Source organism: Mesorhizobium sp. C432A, from assembly GCF_030323145.1.
Classification (GTDB): Bacteria; Pseudomonadota; Alphaproteobacteria; order Rhizobiales; family Rhizobiaceae; genus Mesorhizobium.
Genome location: NZ_CP100470.1, coordinates 2,279,818 through 2,297,506 on the forward strand (window position 1 = coordinate 2,279,818; position 17,689 = coordinate 2,297,506).

The window sequence follows — 17,689 nt, forward strand, 5'->3', positions numbered from 1 at the left end:
GAAGCCGCCGCCGGCGAGATGCGTCAATCTCGAGTTCTTTCCAAGATGACATATTGGAGCTATCAGTCAACGATGTTTATGTTGAGCCATGACAAAACCTTCGCTTAGAACCTGGCTGATCGACAGACCCTCCGCGTCGCCGGAGAGCATGATCGTGCGCTGCCTGAGCGAGCGCGGCGCACTCTCCGCGTTGCAGATCGCACGCGCCACCGGTCTGGCGCGCTCGACGGTGTCAACCGCGCTTAACGGCTTGAAAAGGTCTGGAATGGTGATCGAAGCCCCGACCAGCCGCGACGGCATCAGAGGCATCGGCAGGCCAGCCGCGGCGGTGACGCTCAATCCGACAGCGGGCACCTGCGTCGGCATTCACCTGGCTCTTCAGCAGATACGGCTCATCGTCGCCGATGTCTCGCATTCCGTCATTGCCGAACAAAATATTCCAATGGCGCTGGACTACCAGCCGCAACAGGCGGCCCAGGCGGTCAAATCGGCGATTGCCCAATCCTACAGGGAAAATGGTCTGCCGATGGCGGGGCTCCTGGGGGTTGGTGTCTCCGTCTCCGGCCCTGTCAGCCGCGATGGAGTGGTGCTGCGCGCAAGCATGGTTCCAACATGGGCCGGCGTCAACATACGAGATGTGTTCGGACCCGTCCTGGAACAGCCGATCTTCGCCGACAATGAGAGCAACTGCGCGGCCATTGCCGAGCTGATGTGGGGTGCGGCCGTCGGCCAGGACGATTTCGTGCTGTTCAAGATCGATCTGGGTGTCGGCGGCGCCATTGTCCAGCATGGCCGGCTGGTGACGGGCGTCGCCGGCGGCGCCGGCGAATTCGGGCACATCAGCATCGATCCCGGCGGCGACCTTTGCCGCTGCGGCAATCGCGGATGCCTGGAGCTCTACGCGAGTTTTACCCGGCCGCTGGAACAGATTTCGCGTGTCGTTGGGCGGCAAGTCACCATGGACGATGTCATCGCCATGGCCGAGCAGGGCGACGTCAGGGCGTTGCGGATGATCGAGGATACCGCCGAGATCGCCGGCCGGGGTCTCGGCCTGATCGGCTCGGTGCTCAATCCGCCGCTTATCATCATCGGCGGCCACATGGCTTTGGCAGGGGACATTCTGTTGACGCCGCTGATCGCGTCCTATGAACGCCATACGCTGATCAAGTCCCGCGATATCGCTCCCGCCCTGCGCACGCGCATCATCGTTGGCAAGCACACCGAGAACGATGCCTTGCTGGGCGCGGTCGGCCTCGTTTTGAGACACCAGACGAAGGAACTGTCGCTGGGGTGATCGTCAGGACCTGCCTGTGCTTGTTCAAGTCAATTGCACGTGTCGGCAGCCTTGAGCGCTTCGGCGCGGGACGATTTGGGCAAATCCGCGATCCGCCGGACAGAAGCGTAAAACCTCGGATAGTCGCCGGAACACAGGTCGAACAAGCGAAGAAAGGCCGGAACCTGTTCACCGTAGACAGAAGTTGCGGCGAGCTTGGCGTTGTTGATCGGGGCAGCGAACCAGGCGTCGTATCCCCGGTGTCCCGCCCAGTGCCTGTCGCGCATCCGCCGATAGCGCGCCCGCATCCTCTCGATCGCGGCTGCCTTGGCAGTCGCCATCTGCTCCGGGGTACGGGGACTACCATAGACCTGCCTTAGCTCGTCGCGCGTCTTCGCCACCAGTCCAAGAAAATCGGCGCTGCGCTTGCGATCGGCTTCGTAGCGGCGCAATCCGGCCCGGTCGCCGGCGGCGCGGAGCCATTTCCTGACGCCGCTGGTTTCGACGGCAACGGCGAACGCCTCGTTGAATGCGGAATCGCCATCCACATAGAGGCGTTGATGCGCCAGCTCATGAAAAACAAGGCTGGCGAGATAGGTGTCGTCCTGACGCAGCATGGTGCTCAGTAGCGGGTCACTCGACCAGCCAAGCGTGGAATAGGCGGTGACGCCCGAGACATAGACGTCCAGCCCTGTCTTTGAAGTTCGACTGCGTTCTCAGTCGCGGATTTCCGGGAGAAATAACCCCTGTATGGAACGCAGCCGAAGACCGGAAAGCACCATGTTCGTGGCGCAAGCGAGAATTGCGGCGCGGCAAAAACGGCCCAAGTCACGGCATCGCGATGGATGTCGACATAGCTGCGGTAGCTGTTGTTTTCGGGCAGTGCCAGCTCATCTGTCGCAAACCTTCTTATGGCGCTGGCCGACGTCAATTTGGCGCGCAATGCTTCAGGCGTCGAAGGATCACGGATGAGTTTTGCAATATTTTTGCGGGCGGCCATGATCTGCGTGTGACCCTGCAACGACTGCGCGTAGTAGGAAATGCTCGTGCAGCCGGTCGCCCCGGACGCGATGATCGCCGCGGCAAGCATCTGAAGAACGCGCTTCACTGTTTGCCCACCTTGCCCATCTCCCCATGCAGCAAACGTCCTGGTCACCCTCAAACAGGAGGCACCGGTTTCCGTCAAGAGCTGCAGGGGTAGGGGGCGACACCGACCTGGGCAGGGCGATGCGGCCATTCGCCTACGATTGACGAAAGTCCGCCGCAGGGCGGGAGCGAGCGAGATACGGACCGTCCGTCGAGGCGCGGTTCCCCCAAGCTGCCGCGCGCTACTGGTCCGAAAACCTCACGCTCACGCCGCGCTGGCGAAAATAAGCCTGCATCAACTTACGGCCCGAGCGGTTGTTCTGCGCCAATTTTGCCGGATCGAACACCGCCTGTTTTGCGCCCTCTCGTGTCAGCGCTGCCTTGAGCGTCGCGATATGGGCGTCGATGTCGGCATTGTCCGCCCGCAGCGAGGCATAGATACTTTCGGTCGCTTCGGCCACAGTCGGTTCGCTCACAGATGTCGTCCTTTGGTTGGTTGGGCGGCGGCTTTACCACAGATTTGCGGCTCCGACGATATCGACTGAACCGTCGGAGCACAGCGCCCAGGGCGCAAAACCGCAAAACGTATGTATTCGGCCCTGCTAAACATTGCCCGGCAGGCGAATGGGTCTAACTATCGGTAGGAAACGGGGGGAATCACGTGGCTGCCAATCGTCGAAACGACATCTCATCGTCCGAGCGGGGGCTAGGACGGATTCTTGCGGCAGGCAATGCCCATCCGCGCACAGCTCTGCCTACCGTGGCAACCATCGTCACGACAGTAGCTGCGCTGTATTTCGGTCGTGAGGTGTTCCTTCCCATTGCCATCGCGCTGCTTTTGACCTTTGCGCTGGTGCCGATGGTCTCCGCACTGAAGCGTGTCGGCTTGCCTCGGCTGCCTGCAGTGCTTCTGAGCGTGATTGGCGCATTCGCGGCCCTGGGCCTGTTCAGCTTCATTGTTGCGACCCAGGTAAGCGAGCTTGCTCAGAACATTTCCGTCTACCAGACAAACATTCTGACCAAGGTGCGTTCCCTCAAGGAGACGGGCGTTGGTGGCGGCATAATTGCCAGGCTGAGCGGGGTGATCGAGCGCGTCGGTCAGGAGATCGACAAGCAGGATGTGGCGCCGCCTGCGGCCGACAAGCCCCGGCGCGAGCCTGTTCCCGTCGAGATCGTCGCCCGCGAGAGACCTCTGGAGGTATTGCAGAACATCATCGGACCGTTGATCAGCCCGCTGGCATCAGCTGGCCTGATCATCATCGTCGTCATCTTCATGTTGCTTGAGCGCGAGGATCTGCGCGACCGGTTTATCCGCCTCGTCGGCTATGGCGACCTCCATCGCACAACGCAGGCATTGCAGGATGCCGGCAAACGGGTTGGCCGTTATCTGATCATGCAATTGGTGGTGAACATCGTCTACGCGATACCAATCGCGATTGGCCTTTGGGTGCTCGGCATTCCCAACGCGCTGCTGTGGGGGTTGCTGGCACTGGCGCTGCGCTTCGTTCCCTATATCGGCCCTGTTATCGGCATGCTGCTGCCCTTGTTTCTGGCCTTGGCGGTTGCGCCCGGCTGGTCGCTGGTGCTGTGGACCGCCGCACTGTTTGTCGTGATGGAATTGGTAACCGGCAACGTCATCGAACCGTGGCTCTATGGCTCGCGCACGGGACTTTCTCCTTTGGCAATCATCGTTGCGGCAATTTTCTGGACATGGTTGTGGGGGCCACTCGGCCTGGTCCTTTCGACGCCGCTGACAGTTTGCCTCGTCGTCCTCGGGCGACATGTTCCGCAGTTCGAATTTCTCGACGTCCTGTTTGGCAACGAGCCCGTCCTTGAAGCTCACGCCCGACTCTATCAACGGCTCCTGGCCGGCGATCCCGACGAGGCAACTGACCATGCCGAGGAGATCCTCGAGGAGAAGTACCTGATCGATTTCTACGACACGGTCGCCATTCCTGCTCTCCTGTTGGGCGAGCAGGATCGCATGCGCGGCGTGATGGGCGATCAACAGCGAAGGCAGGTGGCGGCGAGCGCCCAAATTCTTGTGGCAAATCTTGCCGACGATGCACAGGAAGAGGCAAGCGAGGAAGACGCGCCGACCACCACCGCGGAAGGGAGCGCGAGCAAGGAAACAGATGGCATCGAAGAGGAAGAGATCGAACTGCCCGACGGCAAGGACATGTCGGTGCTTTGTGCCGGCGGTCGCGGCGAACTCGACGATGCCGCTGCCGCCATGCTCGCTCAGGTGCTGGAGGTGCAAGGTGCTACGGTGGCGAAGGCCAGTTTTGTCGATATGGAGCCGGCAGGTATTCGTCGTCTCGAACTAGAGGCGATCGACACCGTCGTGGTCGGTTTCCTGAACCGGGATTCGCTCAAGCATGCCCGCTTTCTGGTCCGCAGACTGAAGCGCGCCAAGGCAGGTTTGAGAATTGGGATTGTGTTCTGGTCAGACGCAGAGCAGGGCGATGTCGGGCAAGAAAGGCAAGCTTTGGCCGCCGACATCAGCGCCGATTTCGTAGCCCACGGCATGGTCAACGCTGTGCTTGGCGCACTTTCTCCAGCGCCGGCCGTTCCCCTCAAAGTCGTTTCGAAACGCCGCGATCGACGGCGTCCGGCCCCTCGAAAACGGATCCCGGCCCAGGCAACGGCCGCAACAGCCTAGCCGCACCGCATGTCTCAGATTGCCGCGCCGGCGCTGGAATGCCTGGTGAGACGGCAAGATCGTCCCCCACTCGCAAGCCATGGAACAATCTCGCGGCCTTGCGGTTCCTAACATCGAAGGAGACCCCCCATGCTTAGATTCCTTATCCGCCTTGGCGCGATCTATGCAGCGTTCCAGATCGGCAGAGAGTTCGGCCGCAAGGAGACCGAAATCATGCTCCTGCCGCCGCCCGTTGACTACGAGCGGCACCCGACGTCAAGAAATGAAACCGAGTTCGGAGAGACATAGGACTGCTCAATCTGTCTGGTCGATCTGGCCCATGCTGGCGCCGTCCCTGCGCGGGGCGCATTATCGTGCGAACGGACCGGCCTCTTGGCTGTGCCAGGATGGATCCGGGTAATGCAAATTGAGCCGCTATCTCCGCCGCTCAAACGCGGCACAAAGAGGTTGACCGTGCGTCGAGGAATGTCTCTCGCAGATCTTGGCGTTGAGCCGATGGAGAAGGCATGACCAGCACGGGCAAGGCACGACCCTAAGAAAGTGGAAGGGAAGAAGCACTGGTGTTGTCAATTGCCAGGGAGACCGGCATCACCGAGGATCAAGCGCGCGACCTTGTTCGCCTGATCGGCACCGGCCGCAATTCGCTGCTCCGTGAGGCACGGCAGCTGCTCCGGCAGCGCCTGGCTAGTTTAGACCGAAGGTGCTCAGAGCACGGCTATCCCGTCGCCTTCTGCTGCCCGGCGGTCATCGCTTTGAGAGCCCGGACCACCTCTGCAGGTCCGGCGGGTTTCATCACTCTTACGCCGGACGAGAACGCTTCGGGGGTTTCCTCGAGCCCCAGGCCGGAATAGACGATGAAAGGAACCGCCCGCCCTGCCAAGGTTTTTGCCGCGTCAACAGCCTCGCCGTCCGACAGCCTTACGTCCAGGATCGCTGCGGCGGGGGTATGGTCCGCAAGAAAACGTTTCGCCTGGGAACATGTCGCCGCCAATGCCACGGCAAAGCCCGCCTCCGAAAGAGTGGACTCCATATCCAGTGCTATCAAGGCTTCGTCGTCGACGACAAGGACCAAGGGTTTGCCCATGCGCGGATGATCGCACGTTTGTAGATGGAAGACGAGTCGAGGCTACGACCCTTTTAGGGTCCGGTTCCCGTACGCAGCGGGTCGAGACCGCGAGCAATGGGAACCAACTGATCCAAGCCGCATTATATTTGGTTGGACTGGACAAGGTGTTTGGGATGCATGAAGCAACACAGGCGAATGTTGTCGCCTTCGAAAACCCGGGGGTGTCCAGCAATGACGGTCTGGATTTCGATTACAAGGATTTCTTCGAAAACGGCGCCGTTGCCCTCCATCTGGTGAACGCAGACGGCGTAATCGTGCATGCCAACCAGGCTGAGCTCGACCTTCTCGGCTATCCCGCAGAGGACTACCTCGGTTGCCACATCGCCGAGTTCTATCCCGACCGGGACGTCATAGAGGACATTTTGGGTCGCCTTGCCAATGGCGAGAAGATCGTAAGATATCCGGCGCGATTGAGGGCCAGCGATGGATCGATCAAGCACGTCGAAGTCACCTCAAGCGGACATTTCCGGGACGGCAAGCTGATCAACACCCGGTGCTTCACGGTCGATGTAACCGACTTGGTGCACACCCGCTCGGAGCTCAGGCAGCATGACAGTACCTATCACCAGATACTCGACGGCCTACCCGTCGCCATCTACACGACCGATCAGGATGGGACGATCACCTACTACAACCGCGCCGCGGCCGATCTGGCAGGCAGGGAGCCTGAGGTCGGCAAGGATAAATGGTGTGTGACGTTCAAGCTGTTCAGTGCCGACGGCAAGGAATTGCCGCACGATGAATGCCCGATGGCCATCGCGCTCAAGGAGAACAGGCCGGTCCGCAATCAGCAAGCTGTTGCGCAGCGTCCCGATGGATCGTTTTTTCCGTTCCTGCCCTACCCGACACCGCTGCGGGACGAGCACGGCGCTCTGATTGGCGCCGTCAACATGCTGCTGGACCTGACGGACCGCCAGCGTGCCGAAGAAACCAGGCAGCACCTGTCAGCGATCGTGGAATCCTCATTTGACGCTATCGTCAGCAAGGATCTCAACACCATCATAAAAAGCTGGAACCACGGCGCCGAACGGCTTTTCGGCTATACCGCCGACGAAGCGATTGGCCGGTCGGTGACCATGCTGATCCCCGAAGACCATCAGGACGAGGAACCCCGCATCCTCCAACGCATTCGCCGCGGCGAGCGCGTCGAACCATTCGAAACGACCCGCCTGCGCAAGGATGGCAGCCTGGTTCCGGTTTCGCTGACGATATCGCCCGTGCGTAACGCAACCGGGCAGATCACCGGCGCATCGAAGATAGCGCGAGACATCACGTCGGCGAAGGAGAATGAATACCGCATCCGCATGCTGATGCGCGAGGTCAACCACCGGGTGAAAAACCAGTATTCGGTCATCCTGTCGATGATCCGGGAGACCAACAAGCGATCGGAGACGCCAAAACACTTTGAAACCCAGGTGCGCGAGCGCATCATGGCGTTGTCGCGATCTCACGACCTGCTTGTTTCGGCGGATTGGAAGGGTGCCACGATCAGCGACCTCTTGGCGGCCCAGGTCGAGCCTTTCCCGCGGGGGGATGTGATCGAAATGTCGGGCCCATCATTGGTGCTCAGTCCCAACGCAGTTCAGTATCTCGGGATTGCCTTCCACGAACTGGCGACCAACTCGGCCAAATACGGCGTGCTCTCAGGGGACAAGGGCCGGATTTCGGTCACATGGGGCATCACCGGTTCCGGTGCTTCGAGGCTCTTTCACCTCACCTGGGCCGAATCCGATGGTCCGCAGGTCCAGACTGTCGGACAAGGTGGCTTTGGAACCGTTGTGCTGAAGCGGGTTGCGCCCGCAGCGGTCAGTGGGCAGGGAATTCTCGAACACGGTCCGCATGGCATAACATGGAGCCTGGAAGCGCCTTTGGTTTCCGTGGCAGCTTCTGCCGACCATGAAGCTTAGAAGCAGGAAGCAGCCCTGCAACGAGCATTCGTCAATTGGAAGCCCTTGATGCGGCCTTTGCCGAGCGAAAACCCCGTTTCCGCTAAAGATCGCCAGAGCCATTGCTAAAGTCGGCAGAGCAAATCACCGGCAGAGGGCGCATTTCGTTGCACGGAACGGGACAGGACCGGCGTAGCCAGAGGCGAGGTAACTATGGACATCGACGAGTTCCGTGCGACCCTTCAGGGTGTAGAGCCCCCGGCGAATCTTGGGATGGCGCTCCACGCTCTATGGTGGGATAGACAGGGCGATTGGGAGCGGGCGCATGAGTGTGTGCAGGCCAACGAATCTGATCCGGCCTCTGTATGGGTTCATGCCTATCTGCACCGCAAAGAAGGCGACCTTTCTAATGCAGCCTACTGGTACCGCCGCGCCGGGCAGCCTGTGGCAACTGGCAAGCTAGACGCAGAGTGGGAGTCGATTACAGAATCACTTCTTGCAGGATAGTGAGGGTCGCCCAAGGGGCAGCCTAGCGCCTCATCGCCCCGTAGAGGCGAAACTCACCTCCGCCCGATGGGATCGGCTGGGCCCAGGAGGTCCGAACGTTTCCGCATAAATTCATGCAGCGAGATTGTTCTCGCGATTCCGTAAGGTCTCTGTTTAATAAGCTATATCTAATATTGACTATTTTCTGTCGCTCAAAAGTCGCAGACTTCATTTTACTGATCACCGTTAGCTTCTTGGTAGCTCTCACGACTATAAACTTCTTGCGGGCGAATAGCTTTCATGCTGCCTTCGCGCACTCAGGAATCAGGGAGCTTAGGCATGGCGGAGCGGATTGCGCGTGATGGGTTTTGGGTTTTGCATCTCGCGCGCTTGCCGCAAGTCGTGTCGCTTCGCTCCGGCACTTCCGCCTTGACGATCCTAACTGTTGCCCTTGCGCTGAGCGCCGCGCCGGCTCGGGCCGATGGCGGCAATGGTAGCAGCGCAGGCGCTGGACAAGGTGGCGTTGACGGCGCGCTCGCGAGTGCCACGGGTCAGAATGCCGCCAATGGCGCGACCGCTGGTGGCGGTGGTGGCGGCATTGACCTCACGACGGGTGACGGGGCGCCAGGAGGATCGGGAGCGGTAAGTGGGACAGCCAACAACCCAAATGGCGTTGCCGGTGCCACTGGTGCTACGGGTCTGGTCATCTCGACAGACGGGACCATTGCAACCAGCATCAGCGGCGGGGCCGGCGCTTTGGGCTCCCCTGGCACGAATGGTGTCGTCAGGAGCGGCGGCGGTGGCGGTGGCGGTGTGGGCGTCAGTGCCACGGCCGACGTTACAGTCAATGGCACAGGATCGGTGAGTGGTGGCACTGGCGGCCGAGGTGGGACCAATGGCAACAGCGGCAGCGGTGGTGGCGGCGTCGGCATATTCTCGTCCGCAAACGTGTTTGTAGAGGCGGGCGGCAGCGTTACCGGCGGCACGAGTCTCTCCACAATTGGGGTCCAAGCAGGTGGTGGCGGCGGCGCAGCTGCCATCGTCCTGATGGGCGGCGGGACAATCCAGAACCGCGGGAATCTGCTCGGGGGTGCCGGTGGAAGAACAGTTCTCGGCGGCGGTGGGGACGGTGGCGCCGCTGTTCTGCTGCTTTCAGGTGGAACCGTCATCAACAAGCTAGGTGCGACGATCGTTGGCGGCAGTGGCGGTCAGGGCTCCTTGGCAGGCGGCGATGGCGCCGCAGGGATCAAGGGCGCCAACATCGCGGTCATCAATGCGGGTACGATCAGCGGCGGTGCCGTCGGCACCGGTGGCGGAACGCCGGCGGCCGGCAAAGCCATCCAGTTCACCGGCGGCGTCAATTCGCTGGAGATTCAGGCCGGCTCCACCATCACAGGCAATGTGGTCGCTTTCAGCGCCGCGGATACATTCAAGCTGGGTGGCGATATCAGCGCCAGTTTCGGTGTGTCGCAGATCGGCGCTGGCGCCAAATATGACGGGTTTGGGTTCTACGAGAAAACCGGAAACAGCACCTGGACCCTAACGGGGACGACAACTGCCGTCACGCCTTGGACCTTGTCCGGCGGGACCCTGCAAATTTCGAGTGACAACAATCTGGGCGCCCTCTCGGGCGGCTTGACCTTCGACGGCGGCACGTTGCGCACGACCACCAGCTTCGCCACCAATCGCAATGTCCTGATCAATTCGACCGGCGGGTTCGACACGGTGGCAGGCACGCAGTTGGACGTGTCAGGCCAGGTGACCGGCACCGGCACACTGGTCAAGAGCGGCGCCGGCACGCTCAACGTCAGCAATTTGTCCAACAGCTATACGGGTGGCAACATCGTCAATGCAGGAACGCTTGCCGGCAACACCGTGGCGATCCGTGGCGACATCCTGGACAACGGCGCTGTCTCGTTTCTCGACCTCGGCCCCCACACCTTCGGCGGAAATATCTCCGGCTCGGGCAGCGTCGACATCGAAGGCTTCGGCACGCTGACGCTGACCGGTGCCAACACCCACAGCGGCGGCACCAAGGTCGGGACCGGCAAAAGCATCTCGGTCGCGTCGGACCAGAATCTGGGTGCCGCTACGGGCCTGCTGACACTCGACGGCGGCGAACTCGGCACGACAGCAAGCTTCGCCATGAGCCGCGATGTCAAGCTCACTTCCGCCTATGGCTACTTCCGCGCGGCGGCGGGTACGACGCTGACCGCTAATGGCGAGCTGAGCGGCGTGGGCGGCGTCTACAAGGAGGGCGCCGGCACCCTGGTGCTCAACGGCGACAGCACCTATTCCGGCCGCACCACGGTCGACGGGGGCAAGCTCGTCGTCGAAGGTTCGCTTGGGAATACCGAAACGACGGTCAACAGCGGCGGCACGCTGGGCGGCTCCGGCTCGATAGGCGGCGCGGTGATCGTCGCCGATGGCGGCGTGCTGGCCCCCGGCTCCAGTCCGGGTACGCTTACGGTCGGATCGCTCAGCCTGAGCTCCGGTTCTATGCTCGACTACGAGCTCGGCCAGGCAGGAATTGTCGGCGGCGGTGTCAACGACCTGATCGAGGTGACCGGAGCGCTGACGCTGGACGGCAGCCTCAACATCACCGATGTAGGCGGCTTTGGCCCTGGCGTCTACCGGCTCATCAATTATGGCGGCGCCCTCACCGACAATGGTCTCGAACTCGGCAATCTGCCGGCCGGCGTCACGGCGGCCGATTTGACGGTGCAGACTTCTGTCGCCAACCAGGTCAATCTTATCAGCAGTGTCGGTAACGACCTGTTGTTCTGGGACGGTGACGCGGCCGGGAATGCCAACAACGATCTGGTCGACGGCGGCAACGGCACGTGGACGGCGACAAGCCTGAACTGGACGACGAGCACCGGCCTGGTAACTGGCGCGATGAAGCCGCAGCCCGGCTTCGCCATCTTCCAGACGCTCGGCGGCACCGTCATCGCCGACGGCAGCGCCGGCGCGCTTGCGATTACGGGCATGCAATTCGCCGCCGATGGCTACCGCATCGAAGGCGAAGCCATCACGCTTGATGGCGCTGGCGGCGAGAGCATCATTCGGGTCGGCGACGGCACGGTGGCCGGAGCAGGTTACACCGCCACCATCGCCTCCGTGCTAACCGGGACCAGCAGCCTGACCAAGACCGATGCGGGCACGCTGGTGCTGTCCGGCGCCAACACCTACACGGGCGGCACCACCGTCCTGGGCGGCGTGCTATCTGTTTCAGCCGACAACAATCTCGGCGTTGCCGCTGGCGGCCTGACGCTCTCCGGCGGGACGCTGCGCAACACAGCGGCGTTCAGCTCGGCGCGCGACGTCACGCTTTCGTCGGCCGGCGGCACCTTCGACACTGTGGCCGACCTGACCTTGTCCGGTGCGATCTCTGGCGCTGGCAGCCTTGCCAAGACCGGCGCCGGCACGCTGACGCTTACGGGAACGAACAGCTATGGCGGCAACACGTTGGTCAGCGCTGGCACGCTGGTCGGCGATGCAACCTCGATTCGTGGCTACATCGGCAATTCCGGCACTGTCGTGTTCGACCAGGCGGCGGACGCCAGCTTCGCCGGCGATATCTCCGGCACCGGCGCAATGATGAAGGATGGCGCCGGCGTGCTGACGCTGTCAGGCACGTCGCTGCTGGACTGGACCGTCAATCAAGGCGGCCTCGTCTCGGCAGCCGAGCGCTTCGGTAGCGATGTCGCGATCGGCGCCGGCGCCTCCTTCACATTCGACCAAGTCGCCTCCGCCAGCTATGCCGGCGTGCTCTCGGGCGCCGGTACGTTCATCAAGGACGGCCAAGGCACGCTGCTGCTTGCGTTGGACAACTCAGGCTTTACCGGCGCCACTACGGTCAGCGGCGGCACGCTTGCCGCGGGCGCTGCGAACGCGTTCAGTTCCTCCTCGCAGTTTTCCGTCGCCTCGGGCGCCACGCTCGATCTTGCCGGCACGTCCCAGACGATTGCGGGGCTGAGCAACGCCGGAACGGTGCGCATCGCGGGTGGCGTCCCAGGCGACACACTTACCGTAAGCGGCGACTATGTCGGCAATAGCGGCGCCGTCGTTCTCAACGCTGCGCTCGGTGGTGACGGTTCGCCGACAGACATGCTGGTGATCGCCGGCAACACGTCAGGGACGGGTACCCTTCAGGTCGTCAATTTCGGCGGGTCGGGCGCCCAAACGGTCGGAGGCATCAAGGTCGTCGACGTCGGCGGCGTCTCGAACGGCAGCTTCTCGCTCGACGGCAATTATACCTTCGAAGGCGATGCAGCGGTCGTCGGCGGCGCCTACGCATACAGGCTCTACAAGAACGGCGTCAGCACGCCGGCCGACGGCGATTGGTATCTGCGTTCGGCCCTGGTCAACGGCGATCCCGATCCGCAGCCGCTCTATTCGCCCGGCGTGCCGCTGTACGAGGCCTATGAAGGGGTGCTGCAGGCCTTCAATGAACTGGGCACCATGCAGCAACGCATCGGCAATCGGTCGTGGGGCGAGGGTGCTACACCGCAAGGTGCGGACCTGCCAGGCCAGGGCTCGGTCGACGGCAAGGCGATATGGGCGCGCATCGAAGCTGCCCATGCCGAGATCAAGCCGGAGACGTCGACCTCCGGCACGAACTATGACGTGACCACCTGGAAGCTGCAGGCCGGCGTCGATGGCCTGCTGCACGAAAGCGACGCCGGTACCCTGATCGGAGGGATTACGGCCCACTACGGAACCGCGTCGTCGGACGTCTCCTCGATCTTCGGGGCAGGGTCGATCGCTGCCACCGGCTACGGCGTCGGCAGCACGCTCACCTGGTTCGGCAGCGGTGGCTTCTACGTCGACGCGCAGGCCGAGGCGACATGGTATGACAGTGACATCCGGTCGGCCACGCTGGGCACCACGCTTGCGGACGGCAACAACGGTTTCGGCTACGGGCTGAGCGTGGAGACCGGACAGAAGATCGCCCTCAAAGGCAACTGGTCGCTGACGCCGCAGGCCCAGCTTGCCTATTCCTCGGTCGACTTCGACGCGTTCACCGACCCGTTTGGCGCCGTCGTGTCGCCCGGCAGCAGCAACAGTCTCGTCGGCCGCCTCGGCCTCTCCGCGGACTATGAAGACCAGTGGGTGGACGATGCGGGGCAAGTCAGCCGCACGCACATTTACGGGCTCGGCAACCTTTACTACGACTTCCTCGACGGAAATGATGTCGATGTGTCTGGCACGAAACTGGTCAGCGAAAATCAGGCGCTGTGGGGCGGTGTCGGCCTCGGTGGCTCGCTGAGCTGGGCGGACGGTCGCTACGCCGTCTTCGGAGAAGGGACAGCGCGGACAAGCCTCAAGGATTTTGGCGATAGCCACGCCCTGGGCGCCAAGCTCGGGTTCGCTGTGAAATGGTAGCGGCGATCAAGCTGGACATGTCGACTTTGGCTTGAGGGTCGTGTCCGGCACGGCTATGGAATCCGGACTTGCGGGCCACCCGGCTCGTCGCCCTCGGACGTTTCCTTACCGGCTGCCGGCATCAAGTACCAGGCTCGCATCCGAAGCACCCTGGCGGTCGATCACAGGGATGCCAGCGCGCTGGACATGCGCTCCAGTCCTTGGCGCAACAGAGGACGCGGGCAGCCGACATTCAGGCGAATGAAGCCTTCGCCGCCAGGCCCATAGACGCGGCCGTCATAGAGATTAACCCCGGCCCGATCGACAAAGAATTTCTGAATTCCACCCACTCGGCGATCGAGCGCGCACGCATCCAACCACACCAGAAACGATGCGTCGGGCCGCATGGGCGTGATGCCTGGAAGGTGTTCACCGGCGAACTCGCAAACCAGATCGATGTTGCCGGCGATGTAGCGCGTGAGTTGGTCGAGCCACGGCGCGCCGCTGCTGTAAGCAACCTCCAGGGCCAGGCGGCCGAAAAAGTTCGCATTCACCATGAATGACGCCTGCATTGCGGCAAGAAGCGCCTCGCGGCGCTTTTTGCTGGCTACCGAAATGGTTGCCGAAGGAACCCCGGCAAGATTGAAAGTCTTCGTTGGAGCGGTGCAGATGAACGATTTCTCCGCAGCATCTTCCGAGATGGAGGAGAAGACGATGTGGGGGCGATCCGACAACCTTATGTCGCAGTGAATGTCGTCGGATATGACCAGGATGCCATGGCGCTCGCAGATGTCGTTGAACGCCGCCAATTCTTCGAGGGTCCAGGCCATTCCGGCAGGGTTGTGAGGATTGCACAGCAGGAATGCCTTGGCACCGCCGGCCGCCAGTTTCTCGAAATCCTCGAGATCGAGTTCATATCTGTTGTTCCGCAGCCTCAGCCGGTTCGTAAGCAGAACCCGCCCGTTTCCCTGAACAACTTCGAAATAGGGCGAGTACACGGGCGACTGCACAATGACGCCGTCACCGGGCTTGGTGAAGGTTCGCAGTATCGCAGCCACGGACGGCATGATCGCCGGCGCGGGAAGCAAGGTCTCCAGTTTCGGCGACCAGTTGTGCCGGTGCGCGAACCACGATTGCACGATCTCATAGTGGCGCGGATCGCGGCGTGTGTAGCCGTAAATGCCATGCTCCGCAGCCTCGCGCAGTCGCGCGATGACGGTTTCCGGAGCGCGGAAGTCCATATCCGCCGTCCACAGCGACAGCAGGTCCTGGCCCTCGACCTGGGGAGAGAACTCGTCCCACTGGTTGGCCCATTTGACGGATCCGAACTGCTGACGGTCGTGGATCTGGTCGAAATCTATTCCCGCGATATGTCGCTGCCCATGCGCCGATGCGGGCGTGTCTGCACAAGCCATTTGATAGTCACCTTGCCGCGGGCATTGCTTGCGGCATCATCATCGCCTCCTAGGATTTGTGGCCACGCGCCAATTGGCGCTCCATAGATTGCGAGTAACGCGACATGCCGAAGCAAAAGCTCCAGTAGACCAACCCCGCAAAGAGGTAGCCGGTTGATGAGATCGTCGGGCCTGCCCAGTTCGGATCGACGCGCGCCGTTTCGACGGCCTTCAGGAAATCCGCGATGCCGACGACGGCGACCAGAGTCGTGTCTTTGAACAGACCGATGAAGGTCGAGACGATGCTCGGTATGACGATCGTCAACGCCTGAGGGAGGACGATCAGGCGCGTCATGTCGAAGTAGCCGATCCCGAGCGCCTTGGCCGCTTCGTGTTGGCCCTTCGGGATCGCCTGAAGGCCGGCTCTCACGACCTCGGCCATATAGGCGGACGAGAACAACGCTATCGCGATGAGCGGGCGCAACAGTCGATCAGGCGTCAGATAATCCGGGACAACCCAGGGCGAGCATGTGAAGTAAAGTCAGCCGCACCCGCTGGGAAGGGAAATCGCAGCGGTTTCAATGGCTTGATAATGGCGGAGAGAGCGGGATTCGAACCCGCGTTACGGTCTCCCGTAAACACACTTTCCAGGCGTGCGCCTTCAACCACTCGGCCACCTCTCCGTCCTTGCATTCGCGCCGGCCGGTTTTGCCACGCGGGTTGGGGAGATGCATCCCTTTGGGATTTGCGGGAAGACCCGCTTGATGGACACCGCCAACCAGCGGATGCCCTTCCCGGCGCCCGTCAATTAAACAGGCGCGGGGCTCATCTAGTCGATCCGGCGCCGAATGCCAAGCCATAACGGCAGTCTATTCGCTTTGCCGGCCATGCATCGTTTCGCGGGGCGTTGAACGGCTCCGCTTCTAAGGCGCTTCGGTTCTGAATGGTGTTCCACGGGCAAGGCGGCAGGGCCGGCCGCGCTTGACTTCGCCCCTCGCCACCTGTCGAGTGCGGCGGAGGCTTTGCGAGGGCAACGTCCAGACATGACATCGAGCAATGAACAGCCGGCCAGCGGAACGCCGGCCGGAGGCATGCCAGGCGGGCTGACGCCCGCAGGGCGTTCGGACAGCGGGCTGTCCTTCGTGCCCGTGGTCTGGCTCCTCTTCGTCATGGCATGGTCGGTCTACTGGCTGGTCTCGGCGCGGTGGCTGTTCGAGAGTTCCGGCGTGCCGGACAGGATCTTCTATTTCGTGCTTGGCGGACTGGCCTTCGACATCGTCACCATCGTGTGGGGGCTTTATCTGCTCGGCCTCGCCTTCAGCCGTTCCGCGCGCTTTCCGCGTCATTTCACCATCTGGCAGATCACCACCATCGCCTGGCGGCTGGCCGAGCAGGTCTATGCGCTGACCGTGCCCGATTTCACCGTCTCCGCCAGGGAGCTTGCGATCGCCGCCACCGAAATCGTCATCGGCCTGTTTTGCATTTACCTGCTGCGCCGCCGCGACGAGGCCAAGGCCTTTTATGCAAGGCCGGAAGCGCAGGCACCGTCAGCCTTTGGTTCGATCGTCGCCGCGTTGGCCGGCATCATCCTCGGCGCCGTCGTCGGCACTGTCGCCGGCTTCGCGCTTGGCGCGGGGATCGCCGAAGCCACCGACATCAGCTGTTTCGAAGGCGGCTGCGGCTACTTCGCGGTGTTCATCGGCCTTGCCGGGCTGGTGGTCGGGGCCATTGGCGGCGGCGTCCTCGGCGTCTGGCTCGTCCATCGGCGGAGCCGAAAGGTGGCCATATAGGCGGGCGATAGGCTTCAAATTCGCGTATGGCGATTGCACGCCGGGCGTGCGCATTCTATTCCTCGCCTTTGACCGGAAGGTCCTCGGGAGGAACTTGAGGACCGGGGAAGATTTCGATGTTGCGTTTTTTGTTTCGCCTCGCGGCCATGATCGCACTCTCGGTCGCCGTCATCATGGCCGTGCTCGACGCGACGCGCTCGGTGGCGGCTTCCACTTTGGTCATGACGCCGCTGAATTCGAGCTGGCTGGCGGTTTCGCCCGACACCCGCGCGGCCTTCGAGACCTTTGTGCGCGCCAAGGTCAATCCGATGATATGGGATGGCGGCATCGCCTGGGTGCTTGCCCAGCCGGGGTTTGCCGTGTTCGCGGTGCTTGCCTTCATCCTCTATGCGATCGGCTATCGGCGCCGGCGGCGCGGCGGAGAATTCGCGCCGGGCTGATGGGTTGTCCCAGCGGACTTGCGACGACAATGTGGCAATCGCCCACAGCTGTCACCGTCTTGGGCATGTTTTTCCAACGGGGGGCATGCTTTTCCAAAAGGTCAAAATTCCGCGTGAATTTTGTTTCGGGCCGTGCCAGATTGCCTTGAGCGGGAGGGGAGTACACTCCTGGCTGATGC

At 62.1% G+C, this 17,689-nt stretch carries 12 protein-coding genes, 1 tRNA gene and 2 pseudogenes; 9 read left to right on the forward strand and 6 right to left on the reverse strand.

Annotated elements, in window-relative coordinates; translation table 11 throughout:
• The first annotated feature begins 88 nt into the window (after positions 1 to 88).
• A complete protein-coding gene (locus tag NLY33_RS10970; RefSeq protein ID WP_023707591.1) occupies positions 89 to 1,294 on the forward strand; it encodes an ROK family transcriptional regulator in 1,206 nt (401 codons plus the stop codon).
• A 29-nt stretch (positions 1,295 to 1,323) separates the two neighbouring features.
• Here the strand turns inward: NLY33_RS10970 and NLY33_RS29470 are convergent.
• Positions 1,324 to 2,510: pseudogene (locus tag NLY33_RS29470) on the reverse strand (aminopeptidase).
• 91 nt (positions 2,511 to 2,601) lie between these two features.
• Positions 2,602 to 2,835 carry a hypothetical protein gene (locus NLY33_RS10985; RefSeq protein ID WP_023671105.1) on the reverse strand — a complete coding sequence of 78 codons (234 nt, stop codon included), beginning with the start codon at positions 2,833 to 2,835 and terminating at the stop codon, positions 2,602 to 2,604.
• 185 nt (positions 2,836 to 3,020) lie between these two features.
• Here NLY33_RS10985 and NLY33_RS10990 point away from each other — a divergent pair, with 185 nt between their 5' ends.
• Both NLY33_RS10990 and NLY33_RS10995 read left to right on the forward strand, forming a co-directional pair.
• Complete coding sequence (locus NLY33_RS10990) at positions 3,021 to 5,021, forward strand: AI-2E family transporter (RefSeq protein WP_023691875.1); 2,001 nt, start codon at positions 3,021 to 3,023, stop codon at positions 5,019 to 5,021.
• Positions 5,022 to 5,150: 129 nt separating this feature from the next.
• Entirely contained in the window at positions 5,151 to 5,309 is a 159-nt protein-coding gene (locus tag NLY33_RS10995) for a hypothetical protein (protein ID WP_023704065.1), read from the forward strand.
• A 427-nt stretch (positions 5,310 to 5,736) separates the two neighbouring features.
• On the opposite strand, the gene NLY33_RS11000 is transcribed toward NLY33_RS10995, so the two are convergent.
• Entirely contained in the window at positions 5,737 to 6,105 is a 369-nt protein-coding gene (locus NLY33_RS11000; protein ID WP_023671108.1) for a response regulator, read from the reverse strand.
• A gap of 155 nt (positions 6,106 to 6,260) precedes the next feature.
• On the opposite strand from NLY33_RS11000, the gene NLY33_RS11005 reads away from it, so the two are divergent.
• The 4 genes from NLY33_RS11005 to NLY33_RS11020 all read left to right on the forward strand — a co-directional run bounded on the left by NLY33_RS11005 (position 6,261) and on the right by NLY33_RS11020 (position 13,907).
• Positions 6,261 to 8,054 (forward strand): PAS domain S-box protein, encoded by a 1,794-nt coding sequence (locus NLY33_RS11005; protein ID WP_023683170.1) that lies wholly within the window; start codon positions 6,261 to 6,263, stop codon positions 8,052 to 8,054.
• A gap of 192 nt (positions 8,055 to 8,246) precedes the next feature.
• Positions 8,247 to 8,540, forward strand: a complete 294-nt coding sequence (locus NLY33_RS11010) for a hypothetical protein (RefSeq protein WP_023704064.1) — start codon at positions 8,247 to 8,249, stop codon at positions 8,538 to 8,540.
• A 460-nt stretch (positions 8,541 to 9,000) separates the two neighbouring features.
• Positions 9,001 to 9,165 (forward strand): hypothetical protein, encoded by a 165-nt coding sequence (locus tag NLY33_RS11015; protein ID WP_156932558.1) that lies wholly within the window; start codon positions 9,001 to 9,003, stop codon positions 9,163 to 9,165.
• A gap of 215 nt (positions 9,166 to 9,380) precedes the next feature.
• Positions 9,381 to 13,907: an autotransporter outer membrane beta-barrel domain-containing protein gene (locus NLY33_RS11020; protein ID WP_156932557.1), complete on the forward strand. Its 4,527-nt coding sequence runs from the start codon at positions 9,381 to 9,383 to the stop codon at positions 13,905 to 13,907.
• Positions 13,908 to 14,068: 161 nt separating this feature from the next.
• On the opposite strand, the gene NLY33_RS11025 is transcribed toward NLY33_RS11020, so the two are convergent.
• The 3 genes and pseudogenes from NLY33_RS11025 to NLY33_RS11035 all read right to left on the reverse strand — a co-directional run bounded on the left by NLY33_RS11025 (position 14,069) and on the right by NLY33_RS11035 (position 15,963).
• Entirely contained in the window at positions 14,069 to 15,301 is a 1,233-nt protein-coding gene (locus NLY33_RS11025; protein WP_050587650.1) for a MalY/PatB family protein, read from the reverse strand.
• A 49-nt stretch (positions 15,302 to 15,350) separates the two neighbouring features.
• Positions 15,351 to 15,803, reverse strand: a pseudogene (locus tag NLY33_RS11030) (amino acid ABC transporter permease); the annotation flags it as partial.
• 70 nt (positions 15,804 to 15,873) lie between these two features.
• Positions 15,874 to 15,963: transfer RNA gene (locus NLY33_RS11035), tRNA-Ser, on the reverse strand.
• A 360-nt stretch (positions 15,964 to 16,323) separates the two neighbouring features.
• Here NLY33_RS11035 and NLY33_RS11040 point away from each other — a divergent pair.
• Entirely contained in the window at positions 16,324 to 17,070 is a 747-nt protein-coding gene (locus NLY33_RS11040) for a hypothetical protein (protein WP_023707593.1), read from the forward strand.
• 116 nt (positions 17,071 to 17,186) lie between these two features.
• Complete coding sequence (locus NLY33_RS11045) at positions 17,187 to 17,510, forward strand: hypothetical protein (RefSeq protein WP_023683176.1); 324 nt, start codon at positions 17,187 to 17,189, stop codon at positions 17,508 to 17,510.
• The last annotated feature ends 179 nt before the right edge of the window (positions 17,511 to 17,689 follow it).

Coding starts and splice junctions, on each gene's coding strand:
- NLY33_RS11010 (WP_023704064.1), top strand. CDS start 8,247: ATGGACATCGACGAGTTCCGTGCGACCCTTCAGGGTGTAGAGCCCCCG.
- NLY33_RS11025 (WP_050587650.1), bottom strand. CDS start 15,301: ATGGCTTGTGCAGACACGCCCGCATCGGCGCATGGGCAGCGACATATC.
- NLY33_RS11000 (WP_023671108.1), bottom strand. CDS start 6,105: ATGGGCAAACCCTTGGTCCTTGTCGTCGACGACGAAGCCTTGATAGCA.
- NLY33_RS11045 (WP_023683176.1), top strand. CDS start 17,187: ATGTTGCGTTTTTTGTTTCGCCTCGCGGCCATGATCGCACTCTCGGTC.
- NLY33_RS11040 (WP_023707593.1), top strand. CDS start 16,324: ATGACATCGAGCAATGAACAGCCGGCCAGCGGAACGCCGGCCGGAGGC.
- NLY33_RS11005 (WP_023683170.1), top strand. CDS start 6,261: ATGCATGAAGCAACACAGGCGAATGTTGTCGCCTTCGAAAACCCGGGG.
- NLY33_RS10995 (WP_023704065.1), top strand. CDS start 5,151: ATGCTTAGATTCCTTATCCGCCTTGGCGCGATCTATGCAGCGTTCCAG.
- NLY33_RS10970 (WP_023707591.1), top strand. CDS start 89: ATGACAAAACCTTCGCTTAGAACCTGGCTGATCGACAGACCCTCCGCG.
- NLY33_RS11015 (WP_156932558.1), top strand. CDS start 9,001: ATGGCGGCAATGGTAGCAGCGCAGGCGCTGGACAAGGTGGCGTTGACG.